Genomic DNA, 20,070 nt, shown 5'->3' with positions numbered 1-20,070 from the left:
CCTTCAGTCTTCAGCGATACGGATAGTCTACTAGGCCTTTACGGGCCGAACAGTCCCAGCAGCGTCGCTACGCCCAGACAGGCGAAGATCAGCGCGGCGACGGCGTGCACCAGCCGCACCGGCAGCCTGTGCGCCATCCTGTCGCCCAGCATGACCGCGGGCGCATTGGCAATCATCATGCCCAGCGTCGTACCGGCCACCACCGCCAGGTAATCGTGGAAGCGCGCCACCAGGGCGACCGTGGCGATCTGGGTCTTGTCGCCCATCTCGGCCAGGAAGAAAGCCAGCACGGTCGTGCCGAACACGCCCAGCCGCCATTTTCCGGCCTGCGCTTCTTCAAGCTTGTCGGGCACCAGCATCCAGGCGGCCATGGCAATGAAGGAAATGCCCAGGATCCAGCGCAGCGCGTCGGGCCCCAGGACCTGGGTCAGCCAGGCGCCCACGGCGCCGGCAAGGCCGTGGTTGACCAGGGTAGCCACGAAGATGCCGGCGATGATGGGCCAGGGCCGGCGCCAGCGGGCGGCCAGGAACAGGGCGAGAAGTTGGGTTTTGTCGCCGATCTCGGCCAGGGCGACGATGCCGGTCGAGACGAGGAAGGCTTCCATGATGGATACGGTTCCGGGGCCGGACGGTTGACCGAATGACCGCGCGGCGCCCCCGGCCCACCGGGTGCTGCGCGGTCAAAGGTCTTGCCAAGTCCAGGACCGTCTGCGCCATGCCGCAAGGCAAGTATGTTGACGCAGACCCCCGCGCGGGCGGCGCGAGGCGGCTACTCCCCAATGACGCGGCGCAGTATAGCGCAACTGGCATTCGCGCCGCCGGCCGCCGCATAATACGGCCTGTCCCGTTGCAGGAGCCCGCATGAAGAACCGTCCGTCCGGCCCCGCCGCGCCGCCCGAGGCGCGCCCGCTGGCCCGCGCCACCGGTGCCTGCCTGGCCGCCGCCGCGCTGCTGGCCCCTCCGGCCGCCCCGGCCCAGGAAGCCGGACCGCCCGCCCCCGTCGGCTTCGTCCATCTCACCGACGTCGTGCAGACCGTGCAACTGGACATCCGCTATCACGGCCGGGCCAACTTCCTGGGCCGCCCGGTAGCCGGCTACGATGCGCCGACCTGCATCGTCACCGCGCCGGCCGCCGAGCGGCTGCGCGCCGCGCAGGAAGAGCTGCGGCCCCAGGGGCTGACGCTGAAGATCTTCGACTGCTACCGCCCGCAGGCGGCCGTCAACGATTTCGTCGCCTGGGTCGGCGACCCGAAAAGCCAGGCCGGCAAGGCCGAGTACTTCCCGGACGTGGACAAGAGCCGGCTGCTGGAGTTGGGCTATATCGCGGAGCGCTCCGGCCACAGCCGGGGCAGCACGGTGGACCTGACCCTCGCCGCGGTCGATCCCGCCCATGCCGACGGCCTGCCCACGCACGGCCCGCTGCTGCCCGGCGGCGAGGTCGACATGGGAACTCCCTTCGATCTTTTTGATGTAAAGTCACACACCGACAATCCTGATTTACCCGAAGCCGTCCGGCACAATCGCCAGTTCCTGAAGGCACTGCTGGCCAGACACGGTTTTCGCAATCTGCCCGAGGAGTGGTGGCACTACACCTTGGAAAGCGAGCCGTACCCCGACAGCTACTTCAACTTCCCCGTACGCTGAACCGTGCCGCCAATGCGAGCGCCGCAACGTCACGGTCATAACAAGAACAGCACATGTCCTCCCTGAACGGACTCCCCGCTCCCCGCAAATACTGGGCGCTCGCCGCCACCATGATGGCGATGGCGATGACCGTACTGGAAGCGACGATCACCAACGTCGCCCTGCCGTCCATCGCCCGCGACCTGGGCATCTCGCCGGCCCAGTCGGTCTGGATCGTCAATACCTACCAGCTCGCCATCGTCGTGGCGCTGCTGCCGTTCTCGTCGCTGGGCGAGATCGTCGGCTACCGCCGCGTCTTCACCGCCGGGATGGCGGTATTCACCGCCGCGGCGGCCGGCTGCGCCCTGTCCGGCAACTTCAACGCATTGATCTGGTTCCGCGTGTTCCAGGGGCTGGGCGCCGCCGCGGTCATGAGCGTCACGCCGGCGCTGCTGCGGTTCATCTATTCGCAGAAGGAATTCGGCCGGGCCATCGGCTACAACGCCCTGGTGGTGGCGACGTCGTCCGCCGCCGGCCCCATGCTGGGATCGGCGATCCTGGCCATTGCCCCGTGGCCGTGGCTGTTCGCCATCAGCGTGCCCATCGGCGTGTTCGTGCTGTCCATCGGCGGTCGGATCCTGCCCCACGCGCCGCTCGCCGAGCGCCGCTTCGACTGGCTCAGCGCCGCGCTGAGCGGCCTGACCTTCGGCTTGCTGGTGATCGGCGTGGACCGGCTGCTGAGCGACTTCGGCTCGGCGCTGATGCTGCTGGCAGGGTCCGGCGTCTGCGGCCTGCTGCTGGTCCGCCGCGAACTGATGCAGGCCACGCCGCTGCTGCCGCTCGATCTGCTGCGCATCCGGCCGTTCGCCTTTTCGGTCGGCGCATCGATCTGCGCGTTCTCGGGCCAGACCATCGCCTACATTTCGCTGCCGTTCTATTTCACGCAAGTGCTGGGGCGCAGCCAGCTGGAAGTCGGCATGCTGATGATGCCCTGGCCGCTGGCCGTCGCCATTACCGCGCCGATCGCCGGCCGCCTGTCCGAGTCCATCCTGCCTGCCGTCCTGTGCTCGGCCGGCGCCGGGCTGGTGGCGGTCGGCCTGCTGATCGTCGCGCTGCTGCCCGCCGACATCTCCAATGGCTGGGTGATGGCCTGCATGGTGGTCTGCGGCATGGGCTTCGGCACGTTCCAGACGCCCAACAACCGCGTCATGCTGACCGCCGCCCCGCGCCACCGCAGCGGCGGCGCGGGCGGGCTGCAGGCGACGGCGCGGCAGTTCGGCATGGCGCTGGGCGCGGCATTGGTGGCGCTGGCCTTTACCGCCGTGCCCACGCATGGCGCCACGACCGGCCTGGTGCTGGGCGCCGTCTTCCTGGCCGCTTCCTCGGCCGTCAGCGCCGCGCGGCCCAAGCGCGGAACCGCCTCCTGAGCCGTCCGCCGCGCCGTTGCGGCGGGCGGGCTCAGGGCAGTTCCAGTTCCGCAAGCAAAGGCGCGTGGTCGGACAGGCGCGTCCAGGGCCGGCCATAGAGCACGCTCGCCTGGCGCACCGAAAAGCCCCGCTGGTAGATGCGATCCAGGCGCAGCCACGGAAACACGGCCGGGAAAGTACGGGGCGGCCGCGGCGCCATCAGCTCGTTGCCCTGCCCGAGCTTGGGCGGCGCGATCGGCCCGATGCCCGGCCGCCAGGGACACATCTCGCCGCCGCGCAGCACCCGGCCGAGCATGCGCACCGAGTCGCGCAGGCGCGGCAGCTCGACGTTGTTGCCCCGGGGCGCGCTGGCGAACACCTCGTGCAGGCCCAGCCGGTCGCCTAGCACCCCCGACAGCACATTGGTCCAGTCGTTGAAATCGCCGGCGATCAGAATGGGATCCTGGGCCGGCACGAGCTCTTCGATGCGCGATACCAGCGCATCGAGCTGGCGCGAGCGGCTGCCCGCGAACAGCCCCAGGTGGACCACGAAACAATGCACGGCGTGGTCGCCCACGGCCACCTGCGCATGCAGCAGCCCGCGCTGCTCCAGGCGATGGTCGGAGATATCCTGGTTCTGGTGTTCCACGATGGGAAAGCGCGACAGCAGCGCATTGCCGTGGTCGGTATGGCGATGCACCGCGTTGCGCCCGTAGGCGGCCTCCAGCTTGAGCGCCGCCGCCAGCATCTGGTGCTGTTCGTGCAAGGTCCCGGCGCGGTCGTTGCGCCCCTGCACCTCCTGCAGGAAAGCCAGGTCCACCCGCAAGCCGTGCAGCCCCAGCCGCAACTCGTGCAGGGATTCGCGCGCTCCCATGGCGGACATGCCTTTATGGATGTTGTAGCTGACGATCCGGACGATGGACATCGTGCACTGCGAGGAATGGGTAAGCGGCCATTTTAGTGCTCCCTGGCGCGGCGCGCCTTCCGGCTCACGAAACTGCCGCAGCAGGCGGATACAAGTGCCCGCGCGGGGCCCATGGCCGCTGCGCTATCATGAAACGGCAACTCCCGCTCCGGCGCCGCCGGCCGGCAAGCCCGCGCACAGGCGGCAGGTTCGGGCACTCCACCCCTTCGATTGGAATCTCCATGAGCACGACCAGGATCGGCATCATCGTCGGCAGTCTTCGCAAGGATTCTTTCAACCGCCAGTTGGCCAAGGCCGTCGCCGCGCTGCTGCCGCAGCCGCTGCAGGCCGTGGACATCCCCATCGGCGAACTCCCTCTCTACAACCAGGATCTCGACAGCGCGCTGCCCGAGGCCGCGGTGAAATTCAAGCAGCAGGTGGAATCGGTCCAGGGCCTGCTGTTCTTCACGCCCGAATACAACCGCTCGTATTCCGGCGTGCTCAAGAACGCCCTGGATTGGGGGTCGCGCCCGTGGGGCAAGAGTTCATGGCCCGGCAAGCCGGCCGGCATCATGGGCGCCTCGCCCAGCCAGGTGGGCACGGCGCTGGCGCAGGAACACCTGCGCATGGTGCTGTCGGCGCTCGACGTGCCGGTGCTTCCTCAGCCGAGCATTTTCGTCCAGTACGGCGAAGGCCTGGTCGATGCCGACGGCCGCATCACCAACGAAACCACCGCGAAGTTCGTCCAGGGATTCGTGGCCCGCTACGTGGCCTGGCTGGACAAGCTCGCCGCCAAGTAATCGGGCCGGGGCCGCGCAGCCGCCCGCGCGACGCGAAGGCAGCCGCAGCGCTTGCGCTCAACGCTGCGGCAGCAAGGCGGGAATCACCACCCCCAGCCAGCCGACGATCATGGCGCCGCCGCCGAACGGCGCGGTGCCCCACAGCAGCTTGACGCCGGCCAGTTGGCGCAGCGCCAGGTCGACCGAGAACAGCAGGGTGCCGGCAATGATCAGGCCCGCCGCGCCCACCAGCGCAGCCCGGCCGCGCTGGACGTGCGGCACGACGGCAGCCAGGCCGACCACCGCCGTTGCGTGCAGCAGCAGGAACAGGGCGGCGGTGGAAAGAACGCCACCGCCGGTCAGATGCGTGGCCATCGCGGCCAGGATGACACCCGCCGCGCCCATCGGTGCGGCGCAGCCCAGCAATACTCGAGACGATAACAACATGCAGCGCTTCCTAGGAAAACAGGAGGCGGGCGGCGCGCGATGATGATGCCTACTTGGCGAAGACCTGACTCAGGTCGCCGAAAGCCTTGAACTCGAGCGCGTTGCCCGACGGGTCCAAAAAGAACATAGTAGCCTGTTCGCCCACTTCGCCCTTGAAGCGCACGTGCGGTTCGATCACGAACCGGGTCCCGGCCGCGCGCAATTTTTCCGCCAGCGCTTCCCACTCGTCCATGGGCAGGATGGCGCCGAAATGGCGCACCGGCACGTCGTCGCCGTCTACCGCGCTGGTATGCCGGGTGCCGGCTTCGCCCGGCGACAGATGCGCCACGATCTGGTGCCCGTGGAAATTGAAATCCACCCACGCATCGGAACTGCGCCCCTCCGGACAGCCCAGCAAATCGCCATAGAAGGCGCGCGCCTGGGCCAGGTCGTCGACGGGGAAAGCCAGGTGGAACAGGGGAATGCCGGCCATGCTCAAGCCTCCAGAAGGAAAGCGCGTCTGCCGCCGAAGCCCGGCCGCGCGCCAAAACCATAGTCCCCGATTGTAAACACCCGTACCTAAAAGGTACGCCTCTCGATCCAGGAAACCGCGGATCCGGCTCCGCCGGTCCGCCGGTTTCGCCCCTGGGGGCGCGCGTCAGCGCGTAGGGGGGGTCATATTCGCCACCAGCACCTTGCAGAACTCGTCCCGGAGCTTGTGCGTCTTGTGTCCTTTCCTGACGATGCGGAAGAAGTCGATGTCGACGGCCGGCTCGAGTTCGTACAGGGACACGCGATAGTGGCGGCACGCGGGCAGCGCGAACGCGGGCACGATGGCCCAGCCCAGCCCCAGCTCGACCATGGCGATCTGCGTTTCGATGTGGTTGACGATCGCCCGCTCGGCAATGCCCGTGCCTTCTTTCAGCCTGACCGCCCCATGCGGAGCAGGCCGCCCCTGAGCGGGCGGCAGGCGGGACGCGCGCAGCACCGGTGGTTCTTCGCGCGGCAGATGCCGGTCTATCAGTTGCTGCATCGCATTCTCGGACGGCAGGCTGATGAGCGGCTTGCCACGCAGGTCGTCCCACGTCATGGCGCCGATGCGGCGCAGCGGGTTGCCGGCGCGCGAGGCCGCCACGCGCCGGTTGTCCGGACCGACGCAGAACAGGCGCGCGCTGAACAGCCGCGAGCGCTCCAGGTCGGCAATCGGCCGAGGGAACACGCCCAGGCCGAAATCGAGTTCGCCGGCGCTCACGGATTCTTCGATGATCTCGGGCGACACCCCGAAGATTTCGAGCTTGACGTCGGGGTGGGCGCGGCGGAATTCCACATAGGCTGCCGGCAGCAAGTCATTGGCCACCAGCGGCGTCGCGCCCACGCGCAGGGTGCCGCGCGCCACCGCTTCGAGTTCGTTGACTTCGGCCATGACCCGCTGCAGATCGGATACCGCGCGCTCCGCCACGGGCAGCAGCCGCTGGCCGGCCTCGGTCAGCGAAATCAGGCGCGTGGTGCGGTGGAACAGCCTGCTGTCCATCTGCACTTCCAGTTCCCGGATGATCGCGCTCAAGCCCGCCTGCGTCATATGCAGGCGCTCGGCTGCGCGCGTAAAGCTGCCCAGCTGCGCGGCATAGATGAACGCTCGCAGTTGCTTGGTCGAGATGTTCATAGGAGTTCTTTGTGAATTCAATCCGTTCCGTAGCTTGTCCGATCCGGCCCGCCCACGCAAGAATCAACACCGAGCAGTATCCGTTTCCCCGACGGTCCCACTGGAGAAAACCATGATCGGTGTTGCCCCTGCCTCGCCAGTCTCTTCCGGCAGCGCCACCGCGCGGCGCTGGACATTCGCGCTGGGCGCGCTGGTGCTCGCGGCCCTGCTGCCGGGCCCGGGCGCGGCGCAGACCTACCCTGCCAAGCCCATCACGCTGGTAGTGCCCTTCGCACCGGGCGGTCCGACCGACGCCAGCGCGCGGGCGATCGCCCAGGCTCTGGGGCCGCGGCTGGGCCAGCAGATGGTGGTCGAAAACCGCGCGGGCGGCGGCGGCACCGTTGGCCCGATGGCCGTGGTGCGGGCCGCGCCCGATGGCTATACGCTGCTATGGGCCGGCACCAGTAGCCTGGCGATGGGCCCGGCGCTCTACCCCAAGCTCGCCTACGATCCGATCAAGTCGTTCACCCCGATCAGCCAGGCGGTGCGCAGTCCCCACGTGCTCGTGGGCCGCGGCGACCTGCCCGCCAAGACGCTGCCCGACCTCATCGCGCTGGTCAAGTCGCAGCCCGGCAAGCTGACGTACGGCTCGGCCGGGACGGGATCGTCGACCCACCTGACCGGCGAGCTGTTCGAATCGACGTTCGGCGTCGATCTGCTGCATATCGGCTACAGCGGCGTCGCGCCGGCGCTGAACGACCTGCTCGGCAAGCAGATCGACCTGCTGTTCGACGCGGTCTCCACGTTGCGGCCCCACATTCGCAGCGGCGCACTCGTCCCCTATGGGATCACCGGCCAGAACCGCAGCCCGATGCTGCCCGAGGTGCCCACCATCGCCGAGATGCTCCACAAGCCCTTCGACGCCTATAGCTGGTTCGGGCTGGTCGCGCCGGCGGGCACGCCGCCCGACATCGTCGCCAAGCTGACACGCGAGTTGAGCGCGACGCTGGCCGACCCGACCGTTCGCGGCCAGCTCGAAGCAGCGGGTTTCGAGGTCCTGGGCACCACCTCGGAGGAATTCGCGCAAAGCATCTCGTCCGAACTGAAAAAGTGGACGGCCGTAGTCCAGCGGACCGGCATCAAGAACGAATAGCGCGGCGCGCCCGCCGCCTGCACAGCAATATGGAGCCAGCATGCATTCTTCCAACCCCAGCAAACCGCCCGTCCTGATCGCCGGAGCCGGGATCGGCGGCCTCGCCGCCGCCCTGGCCCTGCTGCGCAGGGGCCTCGACGTCGAGGTATACGAACAGGCCGACCAGTTGCGCGAAGTCGGCGCCGGCGTGCAGATCAGCCCCAACGGCTCGCGAGTGTTGGCCGACCTCGGGGTACTCGACGCAGTGCGCGCAAGCTCTTGCGAAACCGAAGGGAAAGAGATCCGGCTCTGGAACACGGGCCAGACCTGGAAGCTGTTCGACCTGGGTGCCGAGGCCGTCCGGCGCTTCGGCTTCTCGTACTTCACGGCATACCGCGTCGATCTGCACAACGCGCTGGTCGACGGGGTGCGCGCGCTGAAACCCGACGCGATCCGCCTGGGCGCCCGCTGCGCCGGCTTCGAGCAGGACCGGGACGGCGTCACGCTCCAGCTCGAATCGGGCGCGACCGCGCGCGGCAGCGCGCTGATCGGCGCCGACGGCATCCATTCGATGACCCGCACCCGGCTTTTCGGCTCCGACCGCGCCACCTTCGCCGACATGATGGCCTGGCGCGCCGTGATCCCGATGGAGCGGGTGCCGCAGCATCTGCGGCGTCCGGTCGGCACCAACTGGGTCGGCCCGGGCGGCCACGTGATCCACTATCCGCTGCGCCGCGGGGAACTGATGAACTTCGTCGGCTACCTGGAACGCACCGGCTGGGTAGCCGAATCGTGGAACGTGCAAGGCACGACCGAGGAATGCGCGGCCGACTTCAAGGGTTGGCACGATGACGTGCAAGCCCTGATCCGGGCGATCGACGCGCCGTTCAAATGGGGCATCGTGCGCCGCCCGCCGCTCGATGCCTGGACAGAAGGCCGAGTCACGCTGCTGGGCGATGCCTGCCACGCGATGTTCCCGCTGCTGGCCCAGGGCGCCAACGTCGCGATGGAGGACGGCGTGGTGCTCGCCCGCTGCCTGGAACGCGACGACGACGTAGCGGCGGCGCTGCAGCGCTACGAGCGTGCGCGGCACGAACGCGCCTACCGCATCGTGGCCGGCTCGACCGAGAACATCAACCGCTTCCACAACCGGGCGCTGGCCGATCCGGTCGAAGGGCCGGCTTTCATCGACCGCGAATGGGGAACCAGCAAGGTCCAGGCCCGCTACGACTGGATCTTCGAATACGACGCCGCCACGGTACCGCTGGACGACGAGGCAAGCGCATGAGTTCGGCGGCAGAGGATATCTTCGCGCGACAGCACTTCGGCCAGCGCATGGGGCCCGGCCGGCGCCCGGCACTGCTCGTGATCGACTTCACGATCGGTTTCAACGACCCTGCCGCGTTCGGCGGCGGCAACATCAGCGCCGCCATCGCACGCACCACCACGCTGCTGGCCGAGGCGCGCCGGCGCGGCTGGCCCGTCGCGCACACGCGCATCGTCTACGCCGGCGACGGCAGCGACGACAACGTCCATTGCCTGAAAGTCCCGCGCCTGAAAACGCTGACCGAAGACAATCCGCAAAGCCATTTCGTGCCCGAACTGCAGCCTGCGAGCGGCGAGACCGTGATCCGCAAGCGCCTGCCGTCGGCCTTCTTCGGCACCGACCTGGCCGGCATTCTCATTGCCAAAGGCGTCGATACGCTCTACATCGCCGGCTGCACCACCAGCGGCTGCGTGCGCGCCAGCACCCTGGACGCGATGTGCCACGGGCTGCGCCCGATGGTGGTGTCGGACTGCGTCGGCGACCGCTCGGCCAGCGCCCACGATGCCAGCCTGTTCGACCTGGACAAGAAATATGCGGACGTGATCACGCTCGACGCCGCGCTGGCGGGCTTCGACGCTTTCATCCCCTGGCGCCCAGGCGCCGCCTGACCGGAGGACGACATCATGGCCGTCAGCGACGATCACCGCCTGGCGATGTGGCGAGGCGTGCTGGAACTGTGCAGGCTGCAAAGCAGCGAGGGCGTCATCGTCCTGACCAGCGAGACCAGCCATCCGCAGAACGTCGATGCCGCGCTGCGCGCCGCGCTGTCGTTCGGCACCCGGGCCTTCCGCGTCGAGCTGCCGCCGCTCGCGCCTCACCAGCCCGGCAGCGACCGTACCGCCCACCTGGGCGCGACGCCGCTTTCAGGCAATCCGCTCGCGGTCGGGCTGCTCAAACAGGCCGACCTGGTCATCGACTTGATGGGCCTGCTGCACTCGCCGGAACAACTCGACATCCTCGCCGCCGGCACCCGGATCCTGATGGTGGTGGAGCCGCCCGAGATCCTGGCGCGCCTGATGCCGACCGAAGACGACAAGCGCCGGGTGATGGCCGCGGATGCGCGGCTGCGGGCGGCGCGCACGATGCACGTCACGTCCGCGGCCGGCACCGACCTCGTCCTGCCGCTGGGCCAGTTCGGCACGCTGCCCGAATACGGCTATGCCGACGAACCCGGCCATTGGGACCATTGGCCCAGCGGCTTCATCTCGACCTGGCCGGCCGAGCGCTCGGCCCAGGGGCGCGTGGTCATCGACGTCGGCGACATGCTGTTCCCGATCAAGCGCTACGTCGAAAGCGCGCCCATCGTCCTCGACGTGCGCGACGGCTACATCACGCGCATAGACGGCGGCTTCGAGGCCGCCTACCTGCGCCGGTACCTGGAGTCCTACCGCGATCCCGACGCCTACGCGGTCGCGCACGTGGGCTGGGGCCTGCAGCCCAAGGCGGCCTGGACCGCGCTCGGCGCGCGCGACAAGCAGCAATCCCTGGGCATGGACGCCCGCTCCTTCTACGGCAACTTCCTGTTCTCCACCGGCCCCAACGCCGAGGCCGGCGGGAACAACCATTCGGCCTGCCACGTGGACATTCCGATGTCGCGCTGCTCCGTATCGCTGGACGGTGAACCCATCGTGACCGACGGCGAGATCGTGGCCGCGGATCAGCGCCTCGATCACGGAGCCTCGCGATGATGGCGGACGGTCATCACGATTTCGAGCGCGTCGAACTGTTGAGCGGCGCCACCCTGCCGCGCGCCCGCCTCGCCTTCGCGACTTGCGGCACGCTGAACGCCCGGCGCGACAACGCCATCCTGTTCCCGACCTGGTTCAGCTCCACCCACCACAAGAATGCCTGGCTGATCGGACCCGGCAAGGCGCTCGACCCGTCGCGCCACTTCATCGTGTGCGTCGACCTGCTCGGCAACGGCCTGTCGAGCTCGCCCAGCAATACCGCCGCCCCCTTCGACGGCCCGCGCTTTCCGGCGGTCCACATCCTCGACAACGTTCGCCTGCAGCGGCGCCTGCTGGCCGAACGTTTCGGCATCGACCTCCTGCAACTGGTGGTGGGCCGCTCCATGGGCGCCCAGACCGCGTTCCAATGGGCGGCAAGTTTTCCGTCCCAGGTCGGCAGGATGTTCGCGCTGTGCGGGTCGGCCAGGACCACGCCGCATAACTACGCCTTCATCGACAGCATCAAGGCCGCGCTGCAGGCGGACTGCCGCTGGAACGGCGGGAACTACGACAGCTCGCCGCTGGCCGGGCTGCGCGCGGTCGGCAGGGCTTATGCCGCCTGGGCGATGTCGCCCGAGTATTACCGGTCGGGACTGCACCTGCGCGAGGCCGACACCCTCGACGCGTATCTCGAACGCCGCTGGGCCGACAATTTCATCCATAGCGACGCGAACGACCTGCTGGCGATGATGCGGACCTGGCAGACCGCCGACATCGGAGCCGATCCGCAATTCGGCGGCGACTGGCAACGGGCACTGGCCGCCATCGCCTGCCCGGCCATCGTCATGCCCAGCCGCACCGACCAGTATTTCCCGCCCGAAGACAGCGCCCAGGCGGTCGCGGGCATGCCGCGCGCCGAACTGCGCATCCTGGATTCGATATGGGGCCACCGCGCCGGATCGCCGGGTTCGGACCCGGCCGACATCGCCGCCGTCGAGGCGGCGATAGCCGAATTGGTGGACTCACCCCCTACCCGCTGACGCGGGCCCCCTCCCCCCACCCGCTATGCGGGTGCCTCGAGGAGGCGGCACTGGCGGACCGGCGAAGCCGGATCCGCGGTGCCCTGGCGGAAGCTTATTGCGCCGTCTTGACTTCGGCGGCGCGCAGGCGGATGTGCAGTTCGCGCAGCTGCTTCTCGTCGACCATGGACGGGGCGCCGGTCAGCAGGCATTGCGCGCGCTGGGTCTTGGGGAAGGCGATGACGTCGCGGATGGATTCGGCGCCGGTCATCATGGTGACGATGCGGTCCAGGCCAAAGGCGATGCCGCCGTGCGGAGGCGCGCCGTACTGCAGCGCGTCGAGCAGGAAGCCGAACTTGACCTGGGCCTCTTCGGCGTCGATCTTGAGGGCGCGGAACACCTTGCTCTGCACTTCCTCGCGGTGGATACGCACCGAGCCGCCGCCGATTTCCCAGCCGTTGAGCACCATGTCGTAGGCCTTGGCCAGGCACGCGCCGGGATTGGTCTCGAGCAAGTCCTCGTGGCCGTCCTTGGGCGAGGTGAACGGATGGTGCGCGGCAGTGTAGCGCTGCTCTTCCTCGTCGTACTCGAACATCGGGAAGTCGACCACCCACAGCGGCCTCCAGTCGCCTTCGACCAGGCCCTGCTTGCGGCCGAATTCGCTGTGGCCGATCTTCACGCGCAGCGCGCCGATCGAATCGTTGACGATGCGCGCCTTGTCGGCGCCGAAGAACAGGATGTCGCCGTTTTGCGCGCCGCTGAGCTTGAGCAGCTCGGCCAGCGCGGCGTCGTGGATGTTCTTGACGATGGGCGACTGCAGGCCGTCGCGGCCCTTGGCGATCTCGTTGACCTTGATCCACGCCAGGCCGCGCGCGCCGTAGATGCCGACGAACTGCGTATAGGCGTCGATCTCGCTGCGGCTGAGCTCGGCCCCGCCCGGCACGCGCAGTGCGACCACACGGCCGCCTTCGCTGTTGGCGGCGCTGGCGAACACCTTGAAGTCGACGTTCTTCATGACGTCGGTCAGGTCGGTGAACTCGAGCTTGACGCGCAGGTCGGGCTTGTCCGAACCGAAGCGGCCCATGGCCTCGCTCCACGGCATGACCGGGAACGGATCGGCCAATTCGACGCCCTTCACTTCCTTGAACACGTGACGGATCATGTTCTCGAAAATGTCGCGGATCTGCTGCTCGTTCAGGAACGAGGTCTCGCAGTCGATCTGCGTGAACTCGGGCTGGCGGTCGGCGCGCAGGTCTTCGTCGCGGAAGCACTTGACGATCTGGTAGTAGCGGTCGAACCCGGCCACCATCAGCAACTGCTTGAACAGTTGCGGCGACTGCGGCAGCGCGAAGAAGTGGCTGGCATTGACGCGCGAAGGCACCAGGTAGTCGCGCGCGCCTTCGGGCGTGCTCTTGGTGAGCATGGGCGTCTCGATGTCGATGAAGCCCAGGCTGTCCAGGTATTTGCGCACTTCGATGGAGACACGGTAGCGCAGCATCATGTTCTGCTGCATCTGCGGGCGGCGCAGGTCCAGCACGCGGTGCGTCAGGCGCGTGGTTTCCGAGAGGTTCTCGTCGTCGAGCTGGAACGGCGGCGTGACCGAGGCGTTCAGGATCTCGATGTCGTGCGCCAGCACTTCGATCTCGCCCGACTTCAGCGCGGGGTTGGTGGTGCCCTCGGGGCGCTTGCGCACCAGGCCGGTCACGCGCACGCAGAACTCGTTGCGCAGGCGTTCGGCGGTCTGGAAGGTGTCGGCGCGATCGGGGTCGCAGACGACCTGGGCCAGGCCCTCGCGGTCGCGCAGGTCGATGAAGATGACGCCGCCGTGGTCGCGGCGCCGGTGCACCCAGCCGAACAGTGTCACGGTTTGTCCCAGGTACTCGGTAGAGACCTGGCCGGTATAGCAGGTACGCATGAATTCTCCGTCTAAATTGGTGTGTGTCGATGCAGGGGCGCTCGCTCGCGCGCCGGCCCATGGCCGGGCGTCAATTGCCCCGCGCCGGAGTACCCGGCGCCATCACTCCCATCGACACGATGTCTTTCAAGGCCGCATTCACAGTCATACCCAGTTCGGCGATATCGGCGCGCGGCGCCATCAAAAAAACTACCCTCGAGCCATGCCTTCGGCTGCGCTGCCCCAGAAGGGACGATTTTTGCCCTGGGGCGGCCCGGCGGCAAAAGTCAGGCAGAAGCGGCCGGCCCCGAAGCAGACGGCGCGGGCGAAGGCGACGACCCGCCGCCGGACGACGAAGCGCTGTCCGGCGTGCCGGACGAAACCGGCGCGCTGTCCGAAGCGCTGGACGCCGAAGCCGGCGAAGGCGAAGCGGCCGCGCCGCCGCTGCCGGACTTATTGCCGTTGCGGAAATCGGTCACGTACCAGCCCGAACCCTTGAGCTGGAAGCCGGCGGCCGTCAGCTGCTTGGAAAAGGCCGACTGGCCGCACTGCGGGCAGTCGGTCAACGGCGCATCCGACATCTTCTGCAGCGCGTCTTTTTCAAACCCACAGGCACTGCATTTGTAGGCGTAGATAGGCATTGCCAAGACTCCTCGGGCCTGTCCGGCCCGAACGTCCGGGCGCCGCAACGAGCGGCGCTGGCCGGACTTCTGGAAAATTAATCAAAGCCTTGAATTTTAGCGACTTTTTGGGTAATCGGCGCGGTTGTTCCCAAATCGGGCCGGCCCGGCCCGAGCAAGGCTTCTTTTGGCGTGAACAGGCCCTAGACCGGCAGCAGGAAGAACACCACCGCCACCAGCGTGGGCGGCAAGGCGCCCAGCAGCAGCGCCAGGGGCGTAATAGTGCTGCCCGGGAACGCCCCCTTGAGCACTGCGAACCCGGCGGGATTCGGCGCATTGGCGATCACGGTCAGGCCGCCGCCGGTCACGGCGCCGGCCACCAGCATGACGCGCCAGGCCTCCGAGGTGCCGTCCACCAGCGACCCCAGGTAGGTCAGCGCGGCATTGTCGGTCACGGCGGTCAGCACGGCGGCGCCCCAGTAGAGCGCCAGCGGCGACAGGCCGGCCAGCAGGCCCTGCAGCCACCATTTCTGCAGGCCGCCGAGCACCACCAGGCCGGCCAGGAAGAAGCCCACCATCAGCCCCTCCTTGATCAGCAGCGGGCTCTGGAAGGACTTGTAGGCCTCGGTATAGCCGATGAACAGCAGGAACAGGCCGACGAACACCGCCGGGTGGTGCGAATAGAGCACGACGGCCGCCAGGAAGGCGACGTGCACCGCGGCCACGACGGCCGGAATGCGTGGCGCCGGCGCGGCATCGGCGCGCGGCGGCGCATCCTGCGCGGCGATCAGGCGGCGGAAGCAGAAGGTCAGCACGCAGGCATTGAGCACTACGGCGCAGGCCGCGCGCCAGCCGAAATGGGCCAGCATGTATGCGGTATCCCAGCCGAACGTGGCGGCGACCATCAGCACCGGCGGGGCGGCATACGAGGTCAGCACCCCGCCTATGGACACGTTGACGAACAGCACGCCCAGCGTGCAGTACTTGAAACGCGTGTCGTCCACATGCCGGAAACAGCTGTCGCGCAGCATGACCGCGGCCAGCGTCATGGCGGCGGGCTCGGTGATGAACGAACCCAGCAGCGGCACCAGCGCCAGGGTCAGGCCGTAGGTCGCGACGGCGCGGTTGCCCGGCAGCCGGCCGGCCAGCCCGCCCACCGCGCGCGTCACCAGGTCCAGGATGGGCCTGCTCGCGGCGATCACCATGATGGCGAACACGAACAAGGGTTCGGTGAAATTGCGCGTGTCGAGGTAGTCGACCGCGGCGCCCGCGCCGGCCAGCGCCGCCATGGCCAGCAGCAACACGAAGGCCCAGACGCCGAACACGGCCTCGACCTCGGACAGCAGGTGCCAGAGCCCCGCATGCCTGCCGCCGCGATGGGCCAGCCTGGCGAAGACCGGCACGGAGAACGTATGGACGATGGCGACGGCGAAAAGCAGGGTGGCGATCAACTCGATCGCGCTGGCCGGGACGGTGGGCATGCCGAAGAAAGCTCCTCACAAAAAAACAAAGGCGCAGGCAGTGTATCGCCTGCGCCCTGGCGCATGAAAGTAGCCCCGAGGCACAGCGGATCCGGCTCCGCCGGTCCGCCAGTGCTGCCCCTTGAGGGGCGCGGCGTAGCCGCGTGGGGTGGGCTTCCCTTCCGGTCCGCCGGTTTCGCCCCCGGGGGGGCGCGCGTCAGCGCGTAGGGGGGGGGTCCCTACGTCCGCAAGGTCCGGATGGTCTCGTCCAGCACCTGCGCCTGGTTCTGCAGGGACTCGGCCGAGGCTACCGACTGCTGCACGGCGGCGGCGGACTCTTCCGAATACTGGGCGATCTGCTCGACCCGGCTGGCGATCTGCTCGGAGGCCGATTTCTGCTCCATCGCGGCATTCGAGATGTCGGCGATGACCTCCGCGGTCCGGCCCGCGGCGTCGCGGATGCGCGCCAGCACGTCGCCGGCCTGGCGCGCGCCTTCGGCCGAACGCTGCATGTCGGCATTGACCTGGCGCATGGCCTCGGCCGCGAGCGCCGTCTGCTTCTGCACGGCGGCGATGACCTGGGCGATCTGCGCGGTGGAGGTCTTGGTGCGCTCGGCCAGGCCGCGCACCTCGTCGGCCACGACCGAGAAGCCGCGCCCTTCCTCGCCGGCGCGCGCAGCCTCGATGGCAGCGTTCAGCGCCAGCAGGTTGGTCTGCTCGGCGATCTCCTGGATGGTCTTGACCACGGCCGAGATCTGGCGCGACGACGCCTCCAGTTCCTGCACCACCTCGGCCGAGTCGGCCACCTGCGTCGCCATCTTCTCGATCTCGGCCACGGTCTGCGTCACCACCACCGCGCCCTCTTCGGCCGCGGTGCTGGACGTCCGCGAGAAGCCATTGGCCTCGCGGGTGTTGTCGGCGATCTGGGAGATCGAGACAGTCAGTTGCTCGACCGCCGCGGCCACGCCGCTGGCGGCCTCGGACTGGACTTCGGTGCCCTTGCCGATCTGGTTGAGCGCCTGCAGGGTCTGCGTGGTGGCCGCGGCCACCTGCGAACCGGTGGCGTTCATCTGCTGGGCCAGGTTGGCGATGCGGGTGCGCGTGGCGTTGATCCGGTCGGCCATGATGTGGATCTCGTTGCGCGAACCGCGCGGGCCGGCGGGTACGTCGCGCGTCAGGTCGCCGTCGCCCAGGCGGGCGATGCCCTCGACCACGCCGCGCACCGGACGCAGCGCCACGGACATCTGCAGGTAGATCAGCAGGCCGGTCATGACCCCGCCCGCCACCAGCAGCGCCACGATCAGCAGGACCTGGCGGTACTGCGTCGCCATGAAGTCCGACTTCGAACCGGCCGCCGCCAGGGTCCAGCCCCAGTTGGGCACGGTCTGGTATGCCACCAGCTTGGTCGTGTCGTCGCTGGAACGGGTGACTTCGAGGAAGCCATGGTCGGAATCGACCAACTGATAGTAGAAAGCACGGTCCGACTCCGGAGCATCCTCGACCGGCTTGCCCTTGTAGACGGGATCGACCAGGAACTCGGACGTGCCGTTCACGCGCGGGGTCAGCGCGAACATGTCGGCATGGCCCGCCACCCGGGTCTTCTCGATGAATTCGAGCGTGCCGGCCACGTCGTCGGACATGTCCACCTGCAGCGCGAGGCCGCCGAAGAGCTTGCCGTTGTCGTCCTTGAGCGGACGTACGTGAATGGCATACCAGCGATTGTTGCGGTAGACGATGCTGGTGGCGGGCTGCTGGCTCTCCAGGGTCTTGACCACGAAGTCCTCGGGCGGCACGGGCTGGCCGGTCAGCGGCGTGCCGTCGCTGCCGCGCAGCAGCGTGGCGGCGCGGATCCAGCGGCCCTGGTGGTTCACGATCAGTTCGGGTTCGGCGCCGGTATAGCTGCGCATGCGCTGCAAGACGGAGACGTTGAGTATGGTCTCGCCCGCGCGTATGGTGGCGACCTCGCCGGCCGCGCCGGTCTCGGTGAACGTGCCGTCGGGCGAGGGCAGTTCGCCCAGCATGCGCTGGAACACCAGCAGTTGGCGCTCGACGCGTGCACGCGAAGACTCGAACGAGGACACCAGGCTGGCGTTGATCGAGCCGAGCGCGTCCATCATTTCGCGCTCGACGTTTTCCCGGCCGGCGCGCAGGCCCTGCCAGGCCACGATGGCGGCTGTCACGATCGACACGACGGCGCTGACCGCGAGCGCCAGTACCAGCACCTGCTTGGCCAGCGAACGCTGGCCCAAGCCGAGAGATACATTCATTGTTTACCCCAAACCGTTATGCCGGCTCGTGCCGGTCGTTTTGATCGCGCACCGGCTCCTTTGCGGCCCGGCGTGTGACTGTTTACGGCAGGGGTAGCCAGGAGTTGAGCGTTTTTCGCTGCGGGAATCCCCCGAGGCGCCTGCGCTTTCCGCCCAAGCGGCGGCGGGCGGATCGATCCGGCCCCGCGCCACACCGTTACACCCGATGCGGGGCAGAGGTGGCAAGGTGGTCCATCCTCCCTGCCGGTCCAACCCCCATGGAAGCCCTCGCCGCCCCAGGCCCGTTGATTGCCGTGTCTCCGCACCTGGACGATGCGGTGTTCAGCTGCGGCGACCTGCTCGGCCTCGTGCCGGGCAGCCTGGTGGTGACGGTATTCGCCGGCATTCCGGACGAGGGGCCGCCGACCGAATGGGACAGGCGCTGCGGCTTCGGCAGCGGCGCCGAGGCCATGCGCGCCAGGCGCGAAGAAGATGCGCGCGCCCTGGACCGGCTCGGCGCCCGGCCCGTGTGGCTCGACCTGCTCGATGCCCAGTACGGCGCCCGCTGCACCCCCCGGGATGCGGCTCAGTCTCTCGCCGCTGCGCTGGACCGGCTCGATGGCCGGACCGTGCTCGCCCCTCTTGGGCTTTTCCACTCGGACCATGTGCTGGCCCACGACGCCTGCATGCTGCTCTGCCGGACGGAGCCGGCACGTACCTGGCTGCTTTACGAAGACGCGCTGTACCGCCGCCACCCTGGGCGGGTACAGCGGCGCCTGGCCGCCTTGCTGTCCACGGGCATCGTCCTGACCCCGGCAGCCGGGCCGCCGGCCGGCTCCTGCGCCAAGCGCCGGGCGGTGCAGGCGTATGCCAGCCAGTTGCGCGCCTTCGGCGAGCACGGCTACGACGACACCCGGCTGCCCGAGCGCTACTGGACGGTAGAGAACGATGACCGCCGCTGACGCCCGCGTGACCGTCGTGGTCCTGACCCACAACCGGCGCGAGGAAGTCCTGCGCACCGTGGCGGGCCTGCGCGCCTTGCCCGACCGTGCGCATATCTGCGTGGTCGACAACGGCAGTACGGATGGCACGGCCCAGGCGCTGCGGACGGCCTGCCCGAATGTGCGGGTGATCACCGCGGACGGCAATGCCGGCGCAGCGGGCCGCAACCTCGGGGTGAACGGCGCCGCCACCCCCTATGTCGCCTTCTGCGACGACGACACCTGCTGGCAGGCGCACGCGCTGGACCGGGCGGCCGACATACTGGACCGGCACCCGTCCATGGCGGTGCTGTGCGCGCAGGTTCGCGTCGGTCCCGGCAACAGGCTCGACCCGGCCTGCGAGTCCATGGCCGCCAGTCCCCTGCCTTCCGGCGGCCTGCCGGGCAAGGCGCTGCTCGGCTTCCTGGCGGGGGCCAGCGTCATGCGCGTGCAGGCCTTTCTCGGCGTCGGCGGCTATCGGCCGGAATTCTTCATCGGCGCCGAAGAAGCGTTGATGGCGCTGGACTTCGCCGCGGCCGGTTGGCGCATGGCCTACTGCCCGGAAATCATCACGCGCCACGACCCCTCGCCCCGGCGCGATGCGGCCGGGCGCCGCCGCCTGCTGGCCCGCAACCAGATCTGGACCGCGTGGCTGCGCTTTCCGGTACGGGAAGCCTGCGCCGAGACCGTCCGGATAGTGCGCAGCCTGCCTCCCGCGGCCAGGCCGGGCGCGCTGCGCGACGCACTGGCCGGCTGGCGCTGGGTCGCCGCGCAACGGCGGGTGGCGCCGCCGCACGTCATGCAGATGCGACGCGCGCTGGCGGCCCCCAGGCTTGCGTCCCCGGCAGAAAACACGCCTTCGGCCGCGCCGCCGCCCTCGCCCCGCTGAACCGGCCGGGTATGCATATTGCTGCCGCGGTACGTCCGCCGGAACCAGGAAGCTGC

Annotated in this window: 19 protein-coding genes, 1 pseudogene and 1 riboswitch; of the genes and pseudogenes, 10 read left to right on the top strand and 10 right to left on the bottom strand. The window is 68.7% G+C overall.

Annotated features, from left to right (window positions below; translation table 11 throughout):
- Positions 1-38: 38 nt before the first annotated feature.
- Positions 39-605 (bottom strand): TMEM165/GDT1 family protein, encoded by a 567-nt coding sequence (locus PIGHUM_RS10395; protein ID WP_124079522.1) that lies wholly within the window; start codon positions 603-605, stop codon positions 39-41.
- A 9-nt stretch (positions 606-614) separates the two neighbouring features.
- Positions 615-798: riboswitch (yybP-ykoY riboswitch) on the bottom strand.
- 63 nt (positions 799-861) lie between these two features.
- On the opposite strand from PIGHUM_RS10395, the gene PIGHUM_RS10390 reads away from it, so the two are divergent.
- Together PIGHUM_RS10390 and PIGHUM_RS10385 are read left to right on the top strand one after the other, a co-directional pair.
- Complete coding sequence (locus PIGHUM_RS10390) at positions 862-1,644, top strand: M15 family metallopeptidase (RefSeq protein ID WP_124079521.1); 783 nt, start codon at positions 862-864, stop codon at positions 1,642-1,644.
- Positions 1,645-1,697: 53 nt separating this feature from the next.
- Positions 1,698-3,050: an MFS transporter gene (locus tag PIGHUM_RS10385; RefSeq protein ID WP_124079520.1), complete on the top strand. Its 1,353-nt coding sequence runs from the start codon at positions 1,698-1,700 to the stop codon at positions 3,048-3,050.
- A gap of 31 nt (positions 3,051-3,081) precedes the next feature.
- Here PIGHUM_RS10385 and PIGHUM_RS10380 read toward each other — a convergent pair whose 3' ends face one another.
- Complete coding sequence (locus PIGHUM_RS10380; protein WP_124079519.1) at positions 3,082-3,954, bottom strand: endonuclease/exonuclease/phosphatase family protein; 873 nt, start codon at positions 3,952-3,954, stop codon at positions 3,082-3,084.
- A gap of 221 nt (positions 3,955-4,175) precedes the next feature.
- Between PIGHUM_RS10380 and PIGHUM_RS10375 the strand changes: the two genes are divergently transcribed.
- A complete protein-coding gene (locus PIGHUM_RS10375; protein ID WP_124079518.1) occupies positions 4,176-4,733 on the top strand; it encodes an NADPH-dependent FMN reductase in 558 nt (185 codons plus the stop codon).
- Between the two features lie 57 nt (positions 4,734-4,790).
- Here the strand turns inward: PIGHUM_RS10375 and PIGHUM_RS10370 are convergent, their stop codons facing one another.
- The 3 genes from PIGHUM_RS10370 to PIGHUM_RS10360 form a co-directional block, all read right to left on the bottom strand.
- Positions 4,791-5,159 (bottom strand): DUF423 domain-containing protein, encoded by a 369-nt coding sequence (locus PIGHUM_RS10370; RefSeq protein WP_124079517.1) that lies wholly within the window; start codon positions 5,157-5,159, stop codon positions 4,791-4,793.
- 49 nt (positions 5,160-5,208) lie between these two features.
- Complete coding sequence (locus PIGHUM_RS10365) at positions 5,209-5,631, bottom strand: VOC family protein (RefSeq protein ID WP_124079516.1); 423 nt, start codon at positions 5,629-5,631, stop codon at positions 5,209-5,211.
- A 165-nt stretch (positions 5,632-5,796) separates the two neighbouring features.
- Entirely contained in the window at positions 5,797-6,801 is a 1,005-nt protein-coding gene (locus PIGHUM_RS10360) for a LysR family transcriptional regulator (protein ID WP_124079515.1), read from the bottom strand.
- A gap of 112 nt (positions 6,802-6,913) precedes the next feature.
- Here PIGHUM_RS10360 and PIGHUM_RS10355 point away from each other — a divergent pair, with 112 nt between their 5' ends.
- Genes PIGHUM_RS10355 through PIGHUM_RS10335 form a run of 5 tightly spaced genes read left to right on the top strand, consistent with a single transcriptional unit; the run spans position 6,914 to position 11,946 of the window.
- Positions 6,914-7,933, top strand: coding sequence for a Bug family tripartite tricarboxylate transporter substrate binding protein (locus tag PIGHUM_RS10355; protein ID WP_160142234.1), 1,020 nt, complete (start codon positions 6,914-6,916; stop codon positions 7,931-7,933).
- A 40-nt stretch (positions 7,934-7,973) separates the two neighbouring features.
- Positions 7,974-9,200 (top strand): FAD-dependent monooxygenase, encoded by a 1,227-nt coding sequence (locus tag PIGHUM_RS10350; RefSeq protein ID WP_124079513.1) that lies wholly within the window; start codon positions 7,974-7,976, stop codon positions 9,198-9,200.
- Entirely contained in the window at positions 9,197-9,847 is a 651-nt protein-coding gene (locus PIGHUM_RS10345; protein ID WP_124079512.1) for an isochorismatase family protein, read from the top strand. The genes PIGHUM_RS10350 and PIGHUM_RS10345 overlap by 4 nt, the downstream gene beginning before the upstream one ends.
- Positions 9,848-9,862: 15 nt before the next feature.
- Positions 9,863-10,927, top strand: a complete 1,065-nt coding sequence (locus PIGHUM_RS10340; protein ID WP_124079511.1) for a 2,5-dihydroxypyridine 5,6-dioxygenase NicX family protein — start codon at positions 9,863-9,865, stop codon at positions 10,925-10,927.
- A complete protein-coding gene (locus PIGHUM_RS10335) occupies positions 10,924-11,946 on the top strand; it encodes an alpha/beta fold hydrolase (protein WP_222929245.1) in 1,023 nt (340 codons plus the stop codon). The genes PIGHUM_RS10340 and PIGHUM_RS10335 overlap by 4 nt, the downstream gene beginning before the upstream one ends.
- 94 nt (positions 11,947-12,040) lie before the next feature.
- Here PIGHUM_RS10335 and aspS read toward each other — a convergent pair whose 3' ends face one another.
- The 5 genes and pseudogenes from aspS to PIGHUM_RS10315 form a co-directional block, all read right to left on the bottom strand.
- The gene (aspS, locus tag PIGHUM_RS10330) at positions 12,041-13,840 is read right to left on the bottom strand and encodes an aspartate--tRNA ligase (RefSeq protein ID WP_124079510.1); all 1,800 of its coding nucleotides are present in this window, start codon (positions 13,838-13,840) and stop codon (positions 12,041-12,043) included.
- Positions 13,841-13,910: 70 nt separating this feature from the next.
- Positions 13,911-14,027, bottom strand: a pseudogene (locus PIGHUM_RS24415) (DUF502 domain-containing protein); the annotation flags it as partial.
- A 79-nt stretch (positions 14,028-14,106) separates the two neighbouring features.
- The gene (locus PIGHUM_RS10325) at positions 14,107-14,460 is read right to left on the bottom strand and encodes an FmdB family zinc ribbon protein (protein WP_124079509.1); all 354 of its coding nucleotides are present in this window, start codon (positions 14,458-14,460) and stop codon (positions 14,107-14,109) included.
- A gap of 182 nt (positions 14,461-14,642) precedes the next feature.
- Complete coding sequence (locus tag PIGHUM_RS10320; RefSeq protein ID WP_124079508.1) at positions 14,643-15,920, bottom strand: putative Na+/H+ antiporter; 1,278 nt, start codon at positions 15,918-15,920, stop codon at positions 14,643-14,645.
- Between the two features lie 218 nt (positions 15,921-16,138).
- Entirely contained in the window at positions 16,139-18,166 is a 2,028-nt protein-coding gene (locus tag PIGHUM_RS10315; RefSeq protein ID WP_124079507.1) for a methyl-accepting chemotaxis protein, read from the bottom strand.
- Between the two features lie 257 nt (positions 18,167-18,423).
- On the opposite strand from PIGHUM_RS10315, the gene PIGHUM_RS10310 reads away from it, so the two are divergent.
- Both PIGHUM_RS10310 and PIGHUM_RS10305 read left to right on the top strand, forming a co-directional pair.
- On the top strand, positions 18,424-19,107 hold the full coding sequence (locus PIGHUM_RS10310) for a PIG-L deacetylase family protein (protein WP_124079506.1): 684 nt from the start codon (positions 18,424-18,426) through the stop codon (positions 19,105-19,107).
- Entirely contained in the window at positions 19,094-20,014 is a 921-nt protein-coding gene (locus PIGHUM_RS10305) for a glycosyltransferase family 2 protein (protein ID WP_124079505.1), read from the top strand. The genes PIGHUM_RS10310 and PIGHUM_RS10305 overlap by 14 nt, the downstream gene beginning before the upstream one ends.
- Positions 20,015-20,070 lie beyond the last annotated feature (56 nt).

This window comes from Pigmentiphaga humi, from assembly GCF_900606115.1.
In the GTDB taxonomy this organism is placed as follows: domain Bacteria; phylum Pseudomonadota; class Gammaproteobacteria; order Burkholderiales; family Burkholderiaceae_B; genus Pigmentiphaga; species Pigmentiphaga humi.
The sequence above is the reverse complement of the archived record's forward strand: the minus strand, read 5'-3'. Positions and strand labels throughout refer to the sequence as shown.

Coding starts and splice junctions, on each gene's coding strand:
- PIGHUM_RS10395 (WP_124079522.1), bottom strand. CDS start 605: ATGGAAGCCTTCCTCGTCTCGACCGGCATCGTCGCCCTGGCCGAGATC.
- PIGHUM_RS10390 (WP_124079521.1), top strand. CDS start 862: ATGAAGAACCGTCCGTCCGGCCCCGCCGCGCCGCCCGAGGCGCGCCCG.
- PIGHUM_RS10385 (WP_124079520.1), top strand. CDS start 1,698: ATGTCCTCCCTGAACGGACTCCCCGCTCCCCGCAAATACTGGGCGCTC.
- PIGHUM_RS10380 (WP_124079519.1), bottom strand. CDS start 3,954: ATGTCCATCGTCCGGATCGTCAGCTACAACATCCATAAAGGCATGTCC.
- PIGHUM_RS10375 (WP_124079518.1), top strand. CDS start 4,176: ATGAGCACGACCAGGATCGGCATCATCGTCGGCAGTCTTCGCAAGGAT.
- PIGHUM_RS10370 (WP_124079517.1), bottom strand. CDS start 5,159: ATGTTGTTATCGTCTCGAGTATTGCTGGGCTGCGCCGCACCGATGGGC.
- PIGHUM_RS10365 (WP_124079516.1), bottom strand. CDS start 5,631: ATGGCCGGCATTCCCCTGTTCCACCTGGCTTTCCCCGTCGACGACCTG.
- PIGHUM_RS10360 (WP_124079515.1), bottom strand. CDS start 6,801: ATGAACATCTCGACCAAGCAACTGCGAGCGTTCATCTATGCCGCGCAG.
- PIGHUM_RS10355 (WP_160142234.1), top strand. CDS start 6,914: ATGATCGGTGTTGCCCCTGCCTCGCCAGTCTCTTCCGGCAGCGCCACC.
- PIGHUM_RS10350 (WP_124079513.1), top strand. CDS start 7,974: ATGCATTCTTCCAACCCCAGCAAACCGCCCGTCCTGATCGCCGGAGCC.
- PIGHUM_RS10345 (WP_124079512.1), top strand. CDS start 9,197: ATGAGTTCGGCGGCAGAGGATATCTTCGCGCGACAGCACTTCGGCCAG.
- PIGHUM_RS10340 (WP_124079511.1), top strand. CDS start 9,863: ATGGCCGTCAGCGACGATCACCGCCTGGCGATGTGGCGAGGCGTGCTG.
- PIGHUM_RS10335 (WP_222929245.1), top strand. CDS start 10,924: ATGATGGCGGACGGTCATCACGATTTCGAGCGCGTCGAACTGTTGAGC.
- aspS (WP_124079510.1), bottom strand. CDS start 13,840: ATGCGTACCTGCTATACCGGCCAGGTCTCTACCGAGTACCTGGGACAA.
- PIGHUM_RS10325 (WP_124079509.1), bottom strand. CDS start 14,460: ATGCCTATCTACGCCTACAAATGCAGTGCCTGTGGGTTTGAAAAAGAC.
- PIGHUM_RS10320 (WP_124079508.1), bottom strand. CDS start 15,920: ATGCCCACCGTCCCGGCCAGCGCGATCGAGTTGATCGCCACCCTGCTT.
- PIGHUM_RS10315 (WP_124079507.1), bottom strand. CDS start 18,166: ATGAATGTATCTCTCGGCTTGGGCCAGCGTTCGCTGGCCAAGCAGGTG.
- PIGHUM_RS10310 (WP_124079506.1), top strand. CDS start 18,424: ATGGAAGCCCTCGCCGCCCCAGGCCCGTTGATTGCCGTGTCTCCGCAC.
- PIGHUM_RS10305 (WP_124079505.1), top strand. CDS start 19,094: ATGACCGCCGCTGACGCCCGCGTGACCGTCGTGGTCCTGACCCACAAC.